The organism is Veillonella sp. S13054-11, from assembly GCF_002959795.1.
Lineage (GTDB): Bacteria > Bacillota > Negativicutes > Veillonellales > Veillonellaceae > Veillonella > Veillonella parvula_E.
The window spans coordinates 177741-197721 of the sequence record NZ_PPCY01000004.1 but is presented as its reverse complement, the minus strand read 5'-3'; the positions used below and the strand labels follow the sequence as shown (position 1 = coordinate 197721).

The 19981-nt window shown below is 39.5% G+C and carries 13 protein-coding genes; 2 read left to right on the top strand and 11 right to left on the bottom strand.

The features are described 5' to 3' along the window. Positions 1-12: 12 nt before the first annotated feature. Positions 13-699 (bottom strand): Crp/Fnr family transcriptional regulator, encoded by a 687-nt coding sequence (locus VPHSUH08_RS04770; protein WP_105086443.1) that lies wholly within the window; start codon positions 697-699, stop codon positions 13-15. Between the two features lie 355 nt (positions 700-1054). On the opposite strand from VPHSUH08_RS04770, the gene VPHSUH08_RS04765 reads away from it, so the two are divergent. Beyond that, positions 1055-2392, top strand: coding sequence for an MFS transporter (locus VPHSUH08_RS04765; RefSeq protein ID WP_105086897.1), 1338 nt, complete (start codon positions 1055-1057; stop codon positions 2390-2392). 701 nt (positions 2393-3093) lie between these two features. On the opposite strand, the gene hemQ is transcribed toward VPHSUH08_RS04765, so the two are convergent. The 6 genes from hemQ to VPHSUH08_RS04735 form a co-directional block, all read right to left on the bottom strand. Continuing rightward, positions 3094-3825, bottom strand: coding sequence for a hydrogen peroxide-dependent heme synthase (hemQ, locus tag VPHSUH08_RS04760; RefSeq protein WP_105086896.1), 732 nt, complete (start codon positions 3823-3825; stop codon positions 3094-3096). Between the two features lie 229 nt (positions 3826-4054). After that, positions 4055-5671: a protoporphyrinogen oxidase gene (gene hemG, locus VPHSUH08_RS04755; protein WP_105086895.1), complete on the bottom strand. Its 1617-nt coding sequence runs from the start codon at positions 5669-5671 to the stop codon at positions 4055-4057. Beyond that, the gene (gene hemH, locus VPHSUH08_RS04750; RefSeq protein ID WP_105086894.1) at positions 5668-6567 is read right to left on the bottom strand and encodes a ferrochelatase; all 900 of its coding nucleotides are present in this window, start codon (positions 6565-6567) and stop codon (positions 5668-5670) included. Before hemH ends, hemG begins: the two co-directional genes overlap by 4 nt. A 4-nt stretch (positions 6568-6571) precedes the next feature. Next, positions 6572-7615 carry a uroporphyrinogen decarboxylase gene (gene hemE / locus VPHSUH08_RS04745; RefSeq protein ID WP_105086893.1) on the bottom strand — a complete coding sequence of 348 codons (1044 nt, stop codon included), beginning with the start codon at positions 7613-7615 and terminating at the stop codon, positions 6572-6574. 264 nt (positions 7616-7879) lie between these two features. Beyond that, positions 7880-10762 carry an AAA family ATPase gene (locus tag VPHSUH08_RS04740; protein WP_105086892.1) on the bottom strand — a complete coding sequence of 961 codons (2883 nt, stop codon included), beginning with the start codon at positions 10760-10762 and terminating at the stop codon, positions 7880-7882. Next, positions 10752-12023: a DNA repair exonuclease gene (locus tag VPHSUH08_RS04735; RefSeq protein ID WP_105086891.1), complete on the bottom strand. Its 1272-nt coding sequence runs from the start codon at positions 12021-12023 to the stop codon at positions 10752-10754. Before VPHSUH08_RS04735 ends, VPHSUH08_RS04740 begins: the two co-directional genes overlap by 11 nt. Before the next feature lie 327 nt (positions 12024-12350). On the opposite strand from VPHSUH08_RS04735, the gene bioB reads away from it, so the two are divergent. Further along, entirely contained in the window at positions 12351-13379 is a 1029-nt protein-coding gene (gene bioB / locus VPHSUH08_RS04730; protein WP_004694042.1) for a biotin synthase BioB, read from the top strand. A gap of 120 nt (positions 13380-13499) precedes the next feature. Here the strand turns inward: bioB and VPHSUH08_RS04725 are convergent, their stop codons facing one another. The 4 genes from VPHSUH08_RS04725 to VPHSUH08_RS04710 form a co-directional block, all read right to left on the bottom strand. Beyond that, positions 13500-13862, bottom strand: a complete 363-nt coding sequence (locus VPHSUH08_RS04725; protein ID WP_008603073.1) for a hypothetical protein — start codon at positions 13860-13862, stop codon at positions 13500-13502. 598 nt (positions 13863-14460) lie between these two features. Continuing rightward, the gene (gene cooS / locus VPHSUH08_RS04720; protein ID WP_105086890.1) at positions 14461-16647 is read right to left on the bottom strand and encodes an anaerobic carbon-monoxide dehydrogenase catalytic subunit; all 2187 of its coding nucleotides are present in this window, start codon (positions 16645-16647) and stop codon (positions 14461-14463) included. Between the two features lie 400 nt (positions 16648-17047). Continuing rightward, positions 17048-17953: a LysR family transcriptional regulator gene (locus tag VPHSUH08_RS04715; RefSeq protein ID WP_105086889.1), complete on the bottom strand. Its 906-nt coding sequence runs from the start codon at positions 17951-17953 to the stop codon at positions 17048-17050. Between the two features lie 230 nt (positions 17954-18183). Continuing rightward, positions 18184-19812: a phosphoenolpyruvate carboxykinase (ATP) gene (locus tag VPHSUH08_RS04710; RefSeq protein ID WP_105086888.1), complete on the bottom strand. Its 1629-nt coding sequence runs from the start codon at positions 19810-19812 to the stop codon at positions 18184-18186. Between the last annotated feature and the right edge of the window lie 169 nt (positions 19813-19981).

Genomic DNA, 19981 nt, shown 5'->3' with positions numbered 1-19981 from the left:
GAGAAAATACTGTTATTCGATATTACTAATATTAGGGTCTATATTATCAACCTCTAAATCAAGCAATCCGATTAAAGCATCAAAATCACAGATTACTAGATGGTGTTTGTCATAGGCTACATAGCCCAACTTACGCAACTCACTTAGCATGCGATTTAAACTTTCTCTTGATGTGGCAGCAAATTCAGCCAACTCTTGATTTGTTAGGGCGATATCGATAAAGATACCATCCTCGCGCTCTACACCATAACTATTGGCTAAGCGCAACAAGGTAGAATAAAATGCTCCCTTCTTGCCATATAGTAGCAAGTCTCGGTATTTTGCCTGTTGACGACGCATATGTAATGTGTAGATTTGCATCATCGCAATAGCCAATGAATGATCTTTTGCAATAGCTGGCTCTAACACATCATAGCGAATGGAATAAACAGAGCAATCCTCCCGAGCGATGGCGTTGAACACATAAGTTCTTGTGTTCTCCTCATACAACGGAACCTCACCAATTACATTATTCGGACCTACTAGACGCAACGCAAAAATGTGCCCACTAGATTCGAATTTCTTAATGCTCATTCTACCTTTTAACACTACGTAAAAGTGTTCTGCCTTGTCCCCCTCGTGGAAGAGAAAATCACCTTTTTTAAGATGGAGTTCCTCGCCCGGCAAAGCAAGTAATTGGTTAATTAAATTTTTATCCATACCTTTACCACTCCATTGTACTTTTAAAATAAAATCCATTAGTTATACTAATCTATTTATAGTAAAAGTACATGTATTATATACTTTTTTGTATATATAAGATTATTATAACTTATTAATTTCAGAATATGTGTGTTTTATATCACATTCACAAAAAATTTTACAATATATAATATATTTGTGATATAAGACATTGCAAATTTTGTTGATACAATAATTATAACTCAGTTCTCTAAGTAATTCGAATATTTTCTATAGAAATTCTATAAATTGCAATATTCATATACATTGACTGATAATTGTATCTTCCATGTCTTCATTGCATGTATAGTTTTTCAGTAAGGAGAAGTTCAAAATGAGCGAACTAAAAATGCCTCAAGTAGGGGCAAGCCGTAGCGAAATTGTGGCTAATTGGCAACCAGATAATCCAGAATTTTGGGAAAAGTTTGGTAAAAAAATTGCTAAACAAAACTTGGTTATATCCACAATTGCATTAACCCTTTCATTCTGTGTATGGTATTTATGGGCAACCATTGCAGCACAACTAAATGGCGCTGGCTTTAACTTTACAACAGATCAATTATTTACATTAGCCGCATTACCAGGTCTTGTAGGTGCTACATTACGTTTCGTATATACCTACATGCCAGCCTTAATCGGTGGTAAGAACTGGACATTTATTTCTACACTTATTTTATTAGTTCCTGTTGTATGGCTTGGCTTTGCCGTTCAAGATACAACAACTTCTTATACGACATTCATGATTTTAACTGCCCTTATCGGTTTAGCGGGCGGCAACTTCTCGTCCTCCATGGCGTACATTGGCAACTTCTTCCCTAAATCTGAAAAAGGTACAGCTCTTGGTATCAACGGCGGCGTTGGTAACCTTGGTATCTCCGTAATCTACTTCTTAGCTCCATTCGCTATGGGTTCCGCTGCATTAGGTAGCGTATTTGGTGTAACACCAGCTATCATCAAAGGTAATGCAGTATACCTTGCCAATGCGGCTTTCATGTGGATCGTACCACTCGTTGTTATCCTTGCACTTATGACACGTTTCATGGATAACTTACCACTAGAAAAACCAAATCCTAAAAATCTTGTACAAATCTTTGGGAACAAACACACTTGGGCGCTTACATTGCTATACACTTGTTCCTTCGGTGCTTTCTCTGGTTATGCGGCAGCACTTGGCTTATTAGTAGGTAAAGAATTCCCTGAAGTTCCATTTGCTTCTATCGCATTTGTTGGTCCTCTTGTATCAGGTGCCCTTCGTCCTGTAGGCGGTTGGTTATCTGATAAAATTAACAGCGGTACAAAAGTTACCTTTGTAAGCCTTCTCGGTCTATGTGTAACAACAGCGCTAATTGCAGTTGGCGTAGATATGCACAACTTCCCATTCTTCTTTGCTATGTCCGTGTTGACCTTCGTAAGCTGTGGTTTCGCAACAGGTGCAACATTCCGTATGATTCCACACGTATTTGGCAATCCATTGCTTTCCTCTTTAATTACAGGTTTCGTTGCTGCCGTAGCTGCATACGGTGCCTTTATTACACCTAAAATCTTCGGCTTTGTATATTCCACATTTGGTAATATCCATCCAGCCTTTGCTGTATTGTTAGCCTTCAACATCGTAACTGTAGCAGTATGCTACTGGTTCTATGTGCGTAAAAGCGCCAATATGAACGTATAATTTTCTGGAACAGAAAATTTACGTTCACTGGACGGTACAACAAAATATAATTCACTTTTCTAAACTAAGTGATAAAAGAAACCCCGCATCTCTCCTCCATACTTATCAGGTCTGCGGCCTAGGGCCTTGACCTCGTAAGTCGGATCGATGCGGGGTTTTCTTTTATGAGAATATAGTTGCGAATGCGATACTCATATATTGTGAATTATATTTTACGAAGTATAGTGCGTATATTAACTTTTCTGTTCAAAATTATAGCCTTCATTTTGAGGGAAGAAAAATGGACTGCTAAGCAGTCCATTCATTCTAATTTGACGATATATATCTTTATCTCTATAATATAAATAGATAGTCAGACGAGTAGGAACGTCAGGCGCATCTCAAAAACAAAACATATAGGAAATGGCCTTTCTGTTTATCTAATTACACTGGGTAACGGAGGGCTATTTGCTTTTTGTAAGGCAAATAAGCGCTATAAGTGCACCAAAGGAAACGACTAATGTCAATATTCCAATGATAACTGTAATAAGTTCAAAGTCACTCATAAGCTCACCCCCTTCTATAACGAAGAGAGACCCAACCTCGCCGACTACCTTAAGAACATTATAAATCGAACGAATATACGATAAAATAAGCAGTTATTTATCGATATATATGAATTAAATAATAACAAAAAGGGACTGCCAAGCAGTCCCTTTTTATTATCCAAAGATTTCTTCTAGTAGTGCATCGTCGATGATGGTACCAACGTAGAAATCGCTGAAGATGCCGTATTTTGCACTGGCTTCTTCGAAGCGCATATCGTATACAATTTTTTTGAATTGGATGTCGTCGTTACTAAAGATAGTAATACCCCATTCCCAGTCGTCTAGGCCACAGCCACCAGTAGTGAATTCAGATAATACATCCAAGTATGTTTTACCAAGTTCACCGTGAGCTTTCATCAAAGCACCGCGCTCTTGCGGTGGTAACATGAACCAATTGTCATCACCTTCGCGTTTTTTACTCATATTATAAAAACAGATATATTTATCGCGAGGTACATGAGGATATAATTTTTGATTAACCTCCTCTGTATCTAACTTGGCCTTAACATAGGTGCTTACTTCTGTTACAGAAGTATAAGAATAAGTTTGCACCAACACGCTTGCAATAGCTAAACGACGGAATTTACGTTCTACTTGAGCCAAGTATTCAAGGGATGGACCGAGAATCCATAAGATTAAATCCCCTTTTGCTCCATTACAATCATAGAATGCATAGCTACCTTCTTTAGCTTGATGTTCAGCTTCAAGGTCGGCTAAGAATGCTTTTAATTCATTGCGCGCTGCTGCTTTTTCATCCTCTGTGAAGCAGTTCCATGCGCTGAAATCCATGGCGAATACCATGTGTTGGCTATGCCAACCTTCTACTGTAGGGATTGCTTTTCCCATTATGATCACTCCTATCTATGGTGATTATATCAAAATAATAATGTATATCTATAATTACGGAAATCAAAAGACTCCACTTACTATTATAGCATATAGAGTCTTTTCAATTTAGTTTCTATTGAGATTTTTTATTAGTATATTCTTTAGTTAAGACTAAATTACTGCTTTTAGGCTGAGATAATCCTATGTTGCTTAATACTGTACTAACTCTTTTAAGCAAGTCACTATTTTACTTGTCATTCACAAGTTTTTCTACGAGTTCTTTTGCTTGTTTTACACCGTCAGGGATCCCGATTCCATCAAAAGGTGTGCCGATGAGGTGTAGATTTGGATACTGCTCGGCTACATGTTCACGTACGACTTTAATACCTGCACGATGGCCTACATTATATTGAGGCATGCAGTGAATGAGACGATTGATGCGCACCCACTCTGGCTTGGCAGAAAAATTCATAACATGCTGAATTTCTTTGACTGCCAATTCTGAAAGTTCCTCTTCACTGAGTCGTTCTACTACATCATTACCTGGCTTACCAATAAAGACGCGCAAAACCACCTTATCATCAGGGGTAGTTTGAGGCCATTTTTGATTAAGAATAGTACACGCTGTAAGAGGTGTATCCGTATTACGGGTAATAAGCAGACCCGATCCTTTTAAATCACCATCAAAGGTGCTTTTATCAAAGGCCATAATAGCAATGGCGCAACTAGATTGCTCCATGGATCGCAAGAAATCAAAACCCGCATCATCCTTGAACCATTGAGTATATGTTGCCGGCGGTGTAGTGATAATCACATGGTCTGCCGTAGATTGACAGCCACAAGAATCGTTACACGACTTCACTACATCGATTACATATACACCATCAATATATCGAATATCAGAAACTAGCGCACCTGTATGCAAGTGTACATTACTAGGCATGGCCTTGACGATAGCGGTAATAACGCTTTCAAGGCCGCCTGTCAATTGACGGAACATACCAGATTGAGCAGCAGTACCCTTTCTACTTTCCATATCCGCTTGCGCCTTAGCAGACTGATGATTAGAACTAGTCTTTGTCACATGGCTAGAGCCGTTTACACTATTACTAGCAGCACTATCTTGACTAGTCTTAGCTTCGTGACTTTCAAATTGACGGTCCGTCATGGTTCCTTTACCAGCTCGAGGCACATCACCTTCAGTAACAGCCCCTTTGGCGGCCTTAGAGACACCTGCTTTGGAGTGACTCATCTTAGCAGCCATCATACCTTTTACCATGTTCCCATATTTTTGTTCTACTTGAATAAAATGAGGGAATGTCGACAATAGACTAATTTTATAAATATCCCCACCATAGATACCCGCTAATAAGGGCTCGATGAGTTTATCCATCATTTCTTGACCTAAATGGTATTTGAAGAAATGACCAATGGATACATCACCATTTTCATCGAGTTGGTATGGTTTCTTAAAATAATCTAAACCCGCACGCAATTTACCAGACCAAGAAATGAGCGTTGCTTTCACAAAGGGCATCATTTCCGTAGGAATGCCCATGATGGAGCCGCCTGGAATTGGGTGGATAGAACCCTTATCATATACAAAGGCTTGGCCTGTTTCATTAGACACAAGGGTATCCCCTAGTCCAAGATCATGCACAAGATCTGTCATTTCTGTTTTACGACCCAAGTAGGAGTCAGGACCGAGTTCCACTACGAAGTCATCCACATGTTGCGTTTGTATTTTCCCACCAAATCGTGGTGCTTGTTCATAAAGAGTAATGGTCCATTCTGGCTTTGCATGACCTAGATAATAAGCCGCTGTTAGCCCTGTTAAGCCACCGCCCACAATTGTTACGTTCACGAATGAATCCTTTCTATTATTGCACTCGCCATTGCTTGTAAAAATATTTCATTACAATTTGGCATGGGTGCACGCATATATGTTGCGCCCTTTGCTTCAACGAGTTCTTTACACTCCACATCATTATCGTACAATACCTCAACGTGATTGCTTACAAATCCAAATGGTACAAAAACAATGCGATCAGCACCAGTTTGTAAGGCTTCGTTGATAGCATCCTCTACAGTAGGGCCCAACCATTGTCCATGAGGAGCTGCACTTTGCCACGCCACAGTCCATTTCGGTAATTTACAATGTTCAGCAATCTCTTTGGCGCTTTCCTCTAAAGCTAACGCATACGAATCGCCACCATGATTATTGATAAGAGGTATACTGTGAGCACTAAAAATAACAAATAAATCTTTATTAATATTCACACACTTTGAAACTGCTTTTACCCAGTATTCCTTGAAAGTTGGTTGATCCCACCAGGAACGGATAAAGTCGAATGTCATATTATCATGGTTGGAAATAGCTACTTGCACTTGTTTTTCATAAGCTCCAGTACCGAGAGCGGTGAAGAATGGAGCCGTTACAATAGCGATAATATGCTCCACTCCTTGCTGGACTAAGGAGTCAACTGCATCTGCAATGGACGGTTTCATGTGTAAAAAACCAATAGCGGAAGGCATAGTCGGCAACAGAGTAAGCAAGGTTCTATATTGGCACTCTGCCATAGTTTGAAGTTCAACATTTTCCCATTGACCGATTGTATCATAACGCTTAGTAAGATTAGCAATCTCTTCTTTCGTTGGTACACGGCCACGACGAATACTCGTCATATAGGGTACTAAATCATCCTTACTTAAAGGGCTACCATAAGACAGGAATAATAATCCTTTTTTTTCTACTTTCACTAATTTACCTCTCTTGAGCCCAAATTTCACGACTACGTTCATGCACATAGTCCGTTAGCCAATGGAGTTTTTGAGGATCTGCCTCGGGGAATACGCCATGACCTAAATTAAAGATATGGCGACCATAGCGAACTCCTTCGAGCAAAATACGATCTACTTCGTGAGCCAATGTTTTTTCGTCCCCGAACAGATACGCTGGATCCAAGTTACCTTGCACGGTTTGCGTTACACCCCGTTCATTCGCCATAACAATGGAACTACGCCAATCAAGGGCAATGACGTCTAATGGCAAATGAGACCAAATAGACACCAAATGGTCAGTGCCAACGCCATTCATGGCCATTGGTAAATGAGGATATTTAGCTTTTACAGCCTTAATGATTCGTTCCATATGAGGGTAAATCCCTTGTTTATACTGATCTGCATTAACAGCCCCTACCCAAGAGTCGAAGATTTGAAGTGCATTGGCACCCGCTTCGGCTTGCATGGATAAGTACGCAATGGACATGTCCGCCAGTTTAGTCATCAATGCATTCCACACATGAGGAGCACCGATGAGCATGCCACGAGTCTTATTGTAGTTCTTCGTTGGTCCCCCTTCGATAAGGTAGGATGCAATCGTAAACGGCGCACCGCAAAAACCAATGAGTGGCACGTCGAGCATGCCAGATGTTAAGAGTGTAATCGTTTTACCGATATACTCTACCTTGGTAGGATCAAAGGAATCTAGAGCCTCTACATCAGCCATAGAACGGATAGGCGTGCTAAACACAGGACCCACACCGGCCTTGAGCTCAACATTTACATTCATAGCCACCATTGGGCTCATGATATCTTTGTAGAGAATTGCCGCATCAACGCCGTATTCCTTAACAGGTAATTCCGTAACACGAGCACATAACTCGGGCTCTTTTGTAATTTCAAATAATGAATATTTCTCTTTGATTTTGCGATATTCCGCTTGGCTACGACCAGCTTGACGCATATACCACACAGGCGTTACACCAGGGTTCTTCCCTTGGATCATGTCCAAATAAGCTGTGTTCAAGTACTCAACCCCTTTCGTTCTAAATGTATACTAACACACTATGGTAACTAAAACAGTTACTTTGGTTACAATCACACACATTATTTATTCTTTAATAATCCCTAATAATCCCTGTGAAAGCATGTGCCTCCACAGGGATTATTATTTCATTACCACTTTGATTTAACTAAGACTTTAATTCAAGTATGTCGTTAAATTTACTAGTACTGTAATGTAACCACTACTTTAATTTGACTGAGTCTTTAATTCAAGTCCGAAATTTATTTAACTACGACTTAGTCTATGGCAATCGATGCCCATAATAGATTGAGCCATATCATATACAGAGCGTTGACAGGTAAAGAGCCAAATCTGTTGATTCTTTCCAAGCTCGGCCAACAGTTCCAAGGCACTACGTTGACGGTTTTCGTCAAAACGCACCAAAATATCGTCCAAGATAATCGGCAAGGATTCTACTTGATAAGAGAATACCTTGGCTAGGGCAAGACGCAATGCCAAGTATACTTGGTCAGCTAGACCACTAGACCAGAATTTAAGTTCTAGTCGTTCCCCATTGTTGTTGATAAGTGCTACCCCTTTATTGATACCTAGAATATCAAGCGTATACCTCTCACCAGTTAGTCTTTCAACATAAGAGGAGGCAAGCTCTAACATATGAGGTTGTTTTTCTTGTTCATATGATTGTTGAGCCTTATCCATACAATGACTTATCAATACTTGCGTAGCCCAATCTTCGAGAGCAGACTCTAATTCACTTCGTAAAGCTTCACGTTCTTGCAACATTTGGTGTTGTTCCTGGTCAGATCCAAGTGTACGCATGGCTTCAACGATTTGACCGCGACGCTCGTACAAGGTAGCCAATTTATCTTCGATAGAGGCTATTTCACGCTCAGAATGAGCCAGTTCATCCAACCAGTTATCCTTGTTGCCTTCACGCAAACGACGGTAGAACAAGTCTTTATTCTCCGCGTCAGGAGCAAGCAAATCAAGCTGCACTTGACTTTGCTTGTAGATGGTTTGCCACTGTTTATATTGGTCCTCATCGATAAGATGTTGACGATACTCATTGGAACTTTCCATACCCGCTTTATGGAGCAGTTCTTGTTGACGAAGTAGTAACTCTTTTTCCTTGCGATGCCAATTATCGTATTCATTGCGGAAGCTTTTACGTTGTGCTTCCTTTTGTTCCCATACAATTTTATTTTGTTGGAAGTTCTTATATTGGTTATAAATGCGTTTTAGCTCTGTTGGAGATACTGGCGCCTCTATCCCAAGGTTATACCACAAAGCCATCGCTTGGTCTTCAATAATACGTAGACCTTCTTTATGCTCCGCTAAACGCTTTTCATAGCCTTCTATAGTACGTAGTTGCTCATGATATTGATCATATTCATGTTTGAGGCCAAAGAAATCATCTTCATCGAGACTCTTAGCCGCCCCTTGTGGTAACCAGTTTTGCCATGCTGCGAGAGCTTCATCGTAAATACCTTGTAATGTATGCCCTTCCTGAATCCAGCGTTCAAGATGTGCCGCCCCTTCTAAGGATGGTACAGGACTTGCTGTAGGTGTAGCAGCCTTGATCAAAGCCTCTAGCTGATGCTCTACATCGGATTTACGGGAGGATAAAATTTGTAACTCATAGTTTAATTTAGACACTTCAGAGTTACCATTATGAAGCCTCCTTGTAGCATACCAGAATAGCCCCATAGATAGAATCAAAAAAATAAAACCACCTATAGTATATAATGCCGATTCAAGAACCAACAGGCCTGCTAATACTACCAATACAGCAATAACAGCGCCTATACCACTAATGCGTTGTAGCCATTTTGGCAGAATTGTAGGCTGTGCATCTGAACCAGGACTATTCCGTCTAGCCTCTACTCGATCTATATCCATTAAGATACGATCTAATTCACGTTCTAAATATTCTTTTTTAGCTAATTCTTCTTCACTAAAGTTAGGTAAGGATGCCCCTTTAAGGTTCGCCGTCGGCAACTCATCGGTAGCCTCTGCAGGTTTGCGGTCTTGCCAATGTAAAAGTTGTTCTTTTGCGGTGCGCAAACGACTTGCCAAACGTTCTCCATCAAACCAATTGATGTCTTCTGCCATTGGCTCATCATGACGCCACGCAGAATGTAAGGTGCGTGAAAACTCCAATTGTTCCCTAACCTTACGGATGTACGCATCGCCTTCTTCGCACTCACGGCGTAACTGCTCCCATTTAGCACCTTGTTGAATAAGATCTTCAATATCTTGGCCATAAGTTCCAAATGGGCTATCAGGACTAAAGTTAGCTGGCATCAATGCCGCTTCCTTTTCCTGCCATAATTGCATATTGTCACGAGCCCGTTTAATTTCTTCATCAAGGCGAAGAAACTCATCACGACTCAAGGCGAGCTCACTATTGTACTGCTGCATGTGCATACGTGCCTCTTCACTGCGACGATACGTATCCCACGCACGCAATACTACATCGATACCATCCCGATATTCCTTCCATTCTTTCAACTGATTTTGCAATTCCATTTCGGTTTGCTCCGTACTGTGAAAGACGGTTTGTAATTCCACATATTGCGCTTCATGCTCCGCCAACTGACTCAGCTTTTGGCGGTTTTCTTTAAGCTCATCCATCAATACATTGATGCGACGTTTACCATTCGAGGATGCTACAAGTAGGTCTGTAGCCCCTTTTTCAACATCCTTAACAGCGCCACCTAAGTGTTCTCCCCCTTCAGCGCCAAAGAATCGGGAACGAACCTCTACCTCTTGTAATACATCAAGGCCTTGTAGGTCGTCTAATGTTAACGCAAATATGCGGTTATATGTTTTTTTATCGATGCCATGCCACCAATGTTGAGCCGGCTCTTCATGGATGGCAGGATTACCAGGACTGTAAAAGTCTAACTGCTTACCCTTACGACCGATATAATAGCTTTCACCATTACGGTCCACATCAAGGGCCCCCGTCATAGGACCATAAGCCTTATGAGTACCACCAAACAACAAGGTGCGCATCCCTTCGAGCAAGGATGTCTTACCACTTTCATTAGGGCCATACATGAGTTGAACCCCATTGTCACCCGTAGTGAAAGACCAGTCGCGATACGGGCCAAATTCATCAAATCGTATGCGTTTAATGTTCATCATTAGCCCCCATCAATACAGTAACACCCTCAATTTCACAACGTTTCAAAGCTCGCGCCAATAATTCATCACTCAATAAATCGGCATATGCGCCTAAGCGCTTAAATTCAGGACGATCCGCCATGATTTGGCGCGCAGTCTGTATCGCATCCCCATCTACCATATCATCATAAGCACGCAAGTAATCACCTACTACATCTGTTAATAGACGTCGTTCAACTAGATTAATACTAGGTCTTGTATTAGAAGTGATACGGTAAGGCATAACAAATATAGATTTGCTTTTCTCTTCATTTTGAGACTCTTGCAACCATAGTTTTCGAATCCCCTCTTGCGTACATAGGCGATGTAGAGGTCCTGTACCAGACAAAACAATGGATAGCAAGATGTTTTTCTTATGCTGCTTTCGCAAATTTTCTTTTTTACGGCGCAAAATCTCTAAGAAATCCGTTTCATTTTGCATGCCAGCAATATCGATTTTGATTTCCTCAAATCGGACAGCACAGGTATCGATAAATCGCAAATCACAATGACCATTATGAGATACGGATACAAGATAACATCCCTTTGGTCCATGTTCTTTACGATGCAATCCTTGCGAATTACCAGCATAAACTACGAGAGGCTCCTCGCTAAGAACTTGAGATTTATGAATATGGCCCAATGCCCAATAATCCATAGCGGCCTCTGTTAAATCAGTTAAGTTACAAGGTCCTATTACATTATGATTTTCAGAGCCTACACTAGAACCTACAGTACCATGCATAACAGCAAGAGAAAACTCATCCCGTTCAAAAGCTCTGTATTGACGAACATAGTTGTCGCTTTCATTACCATGACCACAACTAATACCATATACGCCACCAATTTCTATATTGTTAACGATGAGCGGGAAACGCTGTACCTGTTCGCTAGAAAATACATGTACATTATCTGGCATCTGTAATTGTGCTTTCCAGCTTTCAGCAGGATCATGGTTACCTTGTACCATATAGACATCAATACGATGCTCCGCCAAGCGATACATGGCGCGCACAAAACGGACTTGAGCCTCTAAATTATGGTCTTCGCTATTATAAATATCACCAGCTATTACAACAGCATGAACATGTTCTGTAATAGCAGTATCAATAATTTTATCTAAGGCTACATAGGTTGCTTCACTTACAACGCGATCTACAGCGCTGCTAATACCTGTAGCATATTGAAAGGGTGCCCCTAAATGCAGATCACCACAGTGTATAAATCGAAACGGCTGCATCTATATCCACTCCTCCATTAATATTCTTATTATAGTTATATATAGTAATTACAATAGTTTATTATACTACAAAACCTTAAAGATAAGTTAAAAATAACTATCATTTACCATCAAAAAGATATAGTTAAACTAAACTTCTCTTAACTATTAATAAATATAAATTATAAGATAAGCACATTTTCTTTCATCATAAGAGATAAATCATAATATGTTATTATTTTTGTTAACCAATTCACGCATTAAGTTGACAATTTATACGCGAACGTTTACAATCAAATTGTCAATATATTATGTTTTTATTAAGTTAACAATTTCCTGGAGGCTATTATGGCTTTGCCTATAGATCAACAACCATCCCAAGTGGGTACATACGAAAAAATACTTACCATTGCAAACCGCATCATGAACGGCGGCGAAATTACAAAAGAAGAAGCAATCGAGCTAATTCATACTTCAGATGATGATACTATGATTCTACTCGCTATGGCTGATAAAATTCGCCAACATTTCAATGATAATTCTGTAGATGTATGCGCCATTGTTAATGCTCGATCCGGCAAATGTCCTGAAAACTGTAAATTCTGTGCTCAATCCGCACACCACAACACAGGCGTTCAGGAGTATCCTTTCATGGATGAAGAAAGCATTCTCCAAGCAGCACGTAAAGCTAAAGAGGCTGGTGCCATTCGTTTTTCCATCGTAACAAGTGGTCGTAATACTAATAACCCTGATGAATTTGATCAAATCATCCACGTATTAGGCCGTATCAAAAACGAAATTGGCCTTGAAATCTGCTGTTCTCTTGGGTTGTTAACTTACGAACAAGCACTCAAATTAAAAGAAGTTGGTGTTACTCGATACCACTCCAATATCGAAACGGCACCTAGTCACTTCCCAGATATTTGTACTACACATTCCTACGAAGATAAAATGTTTACCATAGATAATGCACAAAAAGCAGGCATCCGTGTTTGCTCTGGTGGCATTCTTGGCCTTAACGAAACATTAGAACAACGCGTAGAAATGGCGTTCGAACTTAAACGTTTACATATTGACTCCGTGCCATTAAACATTTTGAATCCTGTTAAAGGGACTCCATTTGAAAGCAACGAAGCTTTACGTCCATTGGATATCTTACGTACCTTCGCCGTATTCCGTTTCATCTTGCCAAATGCATTGATTCGTACTGCAGGCGGTCGCGAAGTAAATCTACGGGACTTACAAGCTTATGCTCTAAAAGGTGGCCTAAACGGTATCATGGTTGGTGGCTACTTAACCACTGGCGGTCGTTCACCTCAAGACGATCTCCAAATGATTCAAGACTTGGAGTTGACTCGCAATACAGCTCAAGTCTAAAAACCTCATATATACCATTCTCCATATCTAGAGGATGTAGTATATAAATTATTCCCTAATGCTTTATAAATATTTTACACATAAAAAGAACCATCTAGTTTGCTGTACTAGATGGTTCTTTTATTTCCATAATAAAATGTAAATGGCTTGACCATTTGTGTTACCCGCAATGGGCTCAGGATTCTCATTAAATTCTACATTCTCATACGGCGTCCCGTCTGACATGTACGCATCTACCTTCAATGTTTCCATGGTTCGATTATATCTACTGATATAAACTTTATATCGCAATTCGTCGCCACCCAGTTCATTAACTCGCAGCCACAAAAGTGCATCGTAATCACTCTTCTGTACACTGTCATTGTCAATAAATAATTGGTTTCCTGATGCATCTGGTCCAACATAGTACCAGTCCGTTGCGTTAGTAGTCCCCCCTATACTGAGTAGCCACAAAAGTGTTAATATGGTGAATATTTTACTCATATGACTGCCCCTCTCATGCTATCGAGCTGTATATTTTATAAAAGCTTAATGTGGATAAACCTTTATAAAATATACAACTTCTCCTTTATATAATACCAAAATTGTCCCATATTTATCAACAATAATTAAAATTAATTACCATGTTTTTTACAAATATAAGAAACTTAAAGAAATTTATTAAATTTCTTCATTTTTAACTCATTTACCCTTCCTATAATGATAATGTCAAATGATAAATAGAGGTAACAATTCCCTGGTTACCGTACGTGTATTTATCTCCCGACAAGTAATACTAACCCCAAACCTACTACTTGTTTAAATACATGTTTCATTTGATATTAATACTAACACTCCCCTTACATGAAAAAAGGACTCTATACAGAGTCCTTTTTTCGTTACTTCATAAACTTATACATATTGTTAAGTCTACATACATATTACCATAAGGGTTAATAGTAAAGGGTTTATAAGGACTCACGAATTAACAAGTAATACTATATTCTTTAAAAAAAACGCTCAAAAGCTTAAGGAAATACGATAACCATTACGCTTTTGAGCGTTTTTTATTATAAACTACAATTTACTAATTTCTATCTTACTATTTTACTTCAGCCCAACCTAAAGCAGCACGTTTTTCATCGATATCTGCCAAGATTTTCTCAGCTACTTTAGCAGGATCCGTATTTACATACATAACAGAGCCTAAGATATCTTTAGTGTCTTCTTTGAGCCATTTTGTAACAGCATCAGAGCCTTGTGTAGGTGGCTCAACGCAGTGGTAAGAGTTAATCCCCATCAAGCGGAAGCCAAGGGATGCATCGATACCTTTTTCGTTAGACCATTCAGGGCTAGACATAGCAAATGGCAATTGAGGTAAGTTAAGACCAAGTTCTGCCGCAATACCACCGAAGATACCGGAGGAACGCGCATTATCTACACATTCACCCACATGCCATACTGGTGGTTGATCATCACCCAAGAACTCTTGCAATGCAGGACTACATTTCTTGTTAGCATCTGTATTACAATAGCCAAGTTTCATCAATGGGAAAGATGCACAACCATTTGTAAGGATGATACAGCCATTTTTAATAAGTGTATCAACAATATCTACAGTTGCCTTTTCATAGATAACACGAGGGTTGGAACAACCTACTACGTTAACGATACCGCGAACTTTACCAGATTTTAAAGCCTCTGCCAATGGTTTGAAGGAACCATAATGTTTAACAGTGGATTCTGGAGAGAAGCCAACTTCTGCTGTGATTTCGTATGGCGGAATGAATACAGGCATACCTTTGCGCAATTCATGAGCTTCAAGAGCACGATCCAAGATTTTGCGAGCCAATTCTTTTGTTTCAGCCAAGTTAGTGTGATGATGGTCGTAGCCGATGTGTTCAGCACCTGGTAAACGAGCTGCATCAGATGTAGTAATAACCTTTGTGTTGAAGCAACGTGCTACGTCCATGATAGCAGGATAAACGTCTTGAACGTCAGCTACCCAGCAATCAAGAGCGCCTGTACCAAGTACAAGTTCAGCACCGATAGCGTTACACAATGGAATAACATTTTCATAACGGTACATACTGGACAAACCAGAGCAGCAGATACCGTAGAATTGGATACCTTTAGCTCCGATAGCTTTTGCTTTTTCTAAATATTCTTCAGAAGCGCCAATTTTACAAATTTGGGATACCAATGTTGGCAAATGACCATGAACAGCGATGTTAACATATCCTTTTTTCAAGGCACCAATGTTAACTTTAGATGTACGACGACCACCTTGACCAAACAATGCGTCTGTTGCGATGTCCGCTGCTACTACGCCTGTGAATGTGAAAGCAAGACCACAACGCAAGAATTGTTTCATGTTGCTTTCCCAATCACCATCTGTACCTACGCATGTACGATGATATGCATCAAAGGCTTCATTGTACGCAGAAATAGGCAAGATATCCAAGTTTTTCCAAACTTCACGACGTTCAGCAGGAGCCATTGCAGTAATTGTTTTATATTCGCCAGGTAATGCACGGCTCAAATCTTCTAATAGAACATCTGCCAAGTCATTTGCCACTTCTTTTAAGGAACGGCCTTCTTCAGGGATATTGAAAGCTTTACATACAGTACGGATTTTTTCTTCCCCTAAAATTGGAATATCCAATTGGTCATTAGCAGCTGCTTTCAAAGAAATCAAAATTTCACGAGCATGCGCACCATGTTGAGTCAAGCCACCTGCAGCAGCACGTGTCATATTACGAGCAACGATAAGGTCTGCATCAGCACCACAGACACCACGAGGGCTTTTAGGTGTAATTTTACATGGACCCATGAAGCAGATACGACAACATACACCGGCAATACCAAATGTACATTGTGGTTGTTGTTTATCAAAACGGTCAAATACTGTATCGCAACCGATTTGCTCCATGCGAAGAATCATTTCGCGTACCGCAGGATCTGGTGTTTGCTCGATAACATCTTGTTTTGTAGGCCATGTTTTACGATATTCAGCAACGGCTTTCATATAGTCGTTTACGCCATGTTCATGAGGTACCCCTGGTTCATGAGTGTGTGGCACCCATTTATCCGTCGGAAGAGCCTTTTCATGACTATGGTCGTGACCATGGTCATGATCGTGGTCATGTTGATGATCGTGGTCGTGATGATGAACATGACCGCCACAGTGGCAATGATGTTCATGATTATGATCGTGATCGTGACCATGAACATGTTGTTCACCATGATTATGGTCATGGGTATTTTTGTTTTCCACATCTTTACTCATTTGAAACCTCCTAGGGGCCTACATAGGCCAACCAATAAAAACAAAAACATATTCTACTTTTAATTCACTTTAAATCCACTATAATAATGGGTTTTAAATCCTATCTCCTAAATATGTTTTAAACTACTATAAGTATATTTTCTGAAAGGACATTTGTCAATTAAAATTTGAGAAATTTTTGACGCATCTATATCTAAGAATATGATAATTACTATATTTATTAAATTCGATTCTTTCAGTTTCTTTTCACAAATAAAAAGAGATTAATCCCCAAACTTTACAGGAATTAATCTCTATAATTGATTAAGTGATTTACGTATTAATTTATGTATTAATTATTAATTTATTAATATGATCCTTCCCTCAGGATATGCCATCTAAATATCTTTATACCTATACATTACAAAAATTGCTGCATAATATGTGCTACTTCAGATAAATGGAAACGTTTTGCCCTATCAGACCTCGCCACAAGAACTAATTGGCGGAAGCAAAGTTTCGATGCAAGAGGATAGAATTTAACCTTATCGTCATCCCCCTTGCTATTGAGTGTGCTCGGCAAGAAGGTAATACCATAATCATCTTCTACCAAGGACCGACATGAATCTAACGTTTCAGAGCCAATGACGGCTTTTGGCACAAAGGACTCCGCTTGGCATAGACGGTTAACCAACGTCCGCAATTTGAGACCTTCTCTTAGCAAAATAAACGGAAATGCTCCAAAAGGAGATATTTCTCGAATTCCATCACCGGTCATGAGCGAATCTGCAATGGCTATGGCCTTCTTATTTTCCATACTAATAGCCAATAAAATCTGCTCATCTAGAACGGGATAACTTTCAAGATCCTGAGAATAAATCGGCGTTGGGAATAACCCTACATCTACTAAACCATCACAAATTTGCTGTTCCAAGAAGTGAGATTCGCCCTCTACAACATGGAATTCCCAAGAAGGCTCTATCTGTTGAAAGCTTTTCAATGTTTTCCCCAACATATGATGTCCATAGAATTGAGACAAGCCGATACGCACATGATAGGCTACATCTGTGCCTTGATTAATGATAGATTGCGTTAAAGCCTCCGCCTTTAAAACTAACGGCATGCCCTCTTTTGCAATTTGTAACGCCGCAGCAGTTGGCACGACTTTTGTACGATCACGAACAAATAACGTAACTCCTAGCTCTGCTTCAATACGACGAATTCCCTGACTCAACGCTGGCTGTGAAATATATAATTTTTTAGATGCCTTTGAGAATGATGCCATCTCAACGATGGTACTAATATATTTAATGTCTTTTATGTCCATACACGAGTCCTTATAACTATGTACATATACAAGTCTTATAATAAAACATTATTTCTATTATAACTATATATTACTAAAATATACGTTACATATACATGGGGAAAAATAAAAATACCAAGAAATTTAGTGTCTTACAAACCTAAATTTCTTGGTATATCTTATAAGGTAAACGAACTACATATAGTATGCGGTAAAACCGCATTCTATTACAGCCCTTTTTAATTTTTAGATTACATTAAAGATTTAAGTACATCCAATACTTCTTGAGGTAATTCGTTTTTATGACCTTTAAGTTTTTCTACATAATCATAACGGAACTCAAAAGCTTGGTGCAATTGGTGATGATACTCGCGCACTTCGAATGGAGGTTCAAAGCCAGGAACCTCTACATAGGAAAGGTTTTCGTATTCACAGAATGGTTTAAATTCTAATGTACCTTCTACCAAACGCTCTAATAAATCAAGAGTAACTTCTTTAGGAATTTTGTTTTCCAAGAAGAAGCCTGTATTCATGATGTAGCATTCTACGCCACATTTGGAGAATAATTTTTTGTAGCTTTCATAATCACGAACCAATGGATATGTACGGAATGGATTTGCATATGGTTCGATAACAAGCGCATTTGGATCGACGTGAGCATCAAGTTTTTCTGCTGTAGAACGACGAGTCGCAAGGGTTGCACCCATTGTAGAAGCCAATACAGGATCGGAAATCTTAAGGATTGGTGGCAATGTTTTATCTTTCATAAGCCATACAATTGCATTAACAGGTTCACCTACGTAGTTTACGCGGTTATCTGTCCAGAATTGAGATTTAATAGCACGTCCATTGCTGTTTCGCACATCTTCGGCCAGTACAACCTTACGGCCATCCTCATCCATCGTTACACCTACATTTTGTAGCGTCAACAAGAATTCGTTAGCAGGATGTTCCACAGGATAATCTTGCATTTTGTCAAAGTACGTAGGTTCAAGAGCAATAGAACTCAAATCCTCAGTATTGATGATATACGCATCGTCATGCAAGATAGAAATATCATAACGACCATCATGTTTTTCATGAGTCAATGTGGATTTACCGGAACCGGACAAACCGAATACACCAATAGTGTAAGATTTACCATCTTCAAGGTTGTAACGTTTCATGCCACCGTGGCAAGCAACATAGTCGAAGCGATTTGCTAAGGACCACGCAAGTGTAAGTGTACCTTTTTTATGCTCCCCAAAGTAGCGCATACCAAGAATCATAGCACAGTTATGAGCAGGGTCGAAAATAGCAAGACCGCCTGGATGACCTGGTACAACATAGTCAGGATCAGAGTAAATATAGATGTCGCCTTCTGGAATCTCTACACTGTCATTGTAGAATTCTTTTACAGCTGCATCAAAGAACTTGAAGTTCATGAGCCAAGAATACAAAATGGACGCGTGATCTTTTGGAATCATCAAATGAGCACGAGCTGTGAATTTTTTATCAAGACCAACGATAGATTCTGCAGAAATCCACTCTTTATTGCGGCTATCATACACAGCATCACGTGCAATATTCGCGAGTTCAACTTCATCGATGCCCTCGTCTCCAATAATACGACGAGCTTTAGCATAACGACCTGTAGTTTTACCATCATTTGTAACAAGGACCTTTGCATCAGCTGGCAAACCTTGTTCTAATGGTTTAAATACCGGCATATCGAGGACGATAACACCTGGTTCTTCAGAGGCTAGTTGATACGCTTGTGCCACAGATGTTACAGGAGTTACATTGTTCCCATAGAATGCAGTTTCAATTGTACTGCGCATCATAGAAAATAATGGGTTTGTTTTAATTTCACTTTGCTTCCAAACGCGTCTTGTCGACATAGTATCTAGATCCTCACCTTTTAATATTTAAGCAATTTCTCTTGTAAAAGTAATGTTGTATACGAAAACACTGCTTACGCAAATACTTTCATTATTTTCTATTTTACCTTGTTCAATCAAATTTGTATACATAAAACAGATGATTTATAGGAAATTAATGTATGTTTAT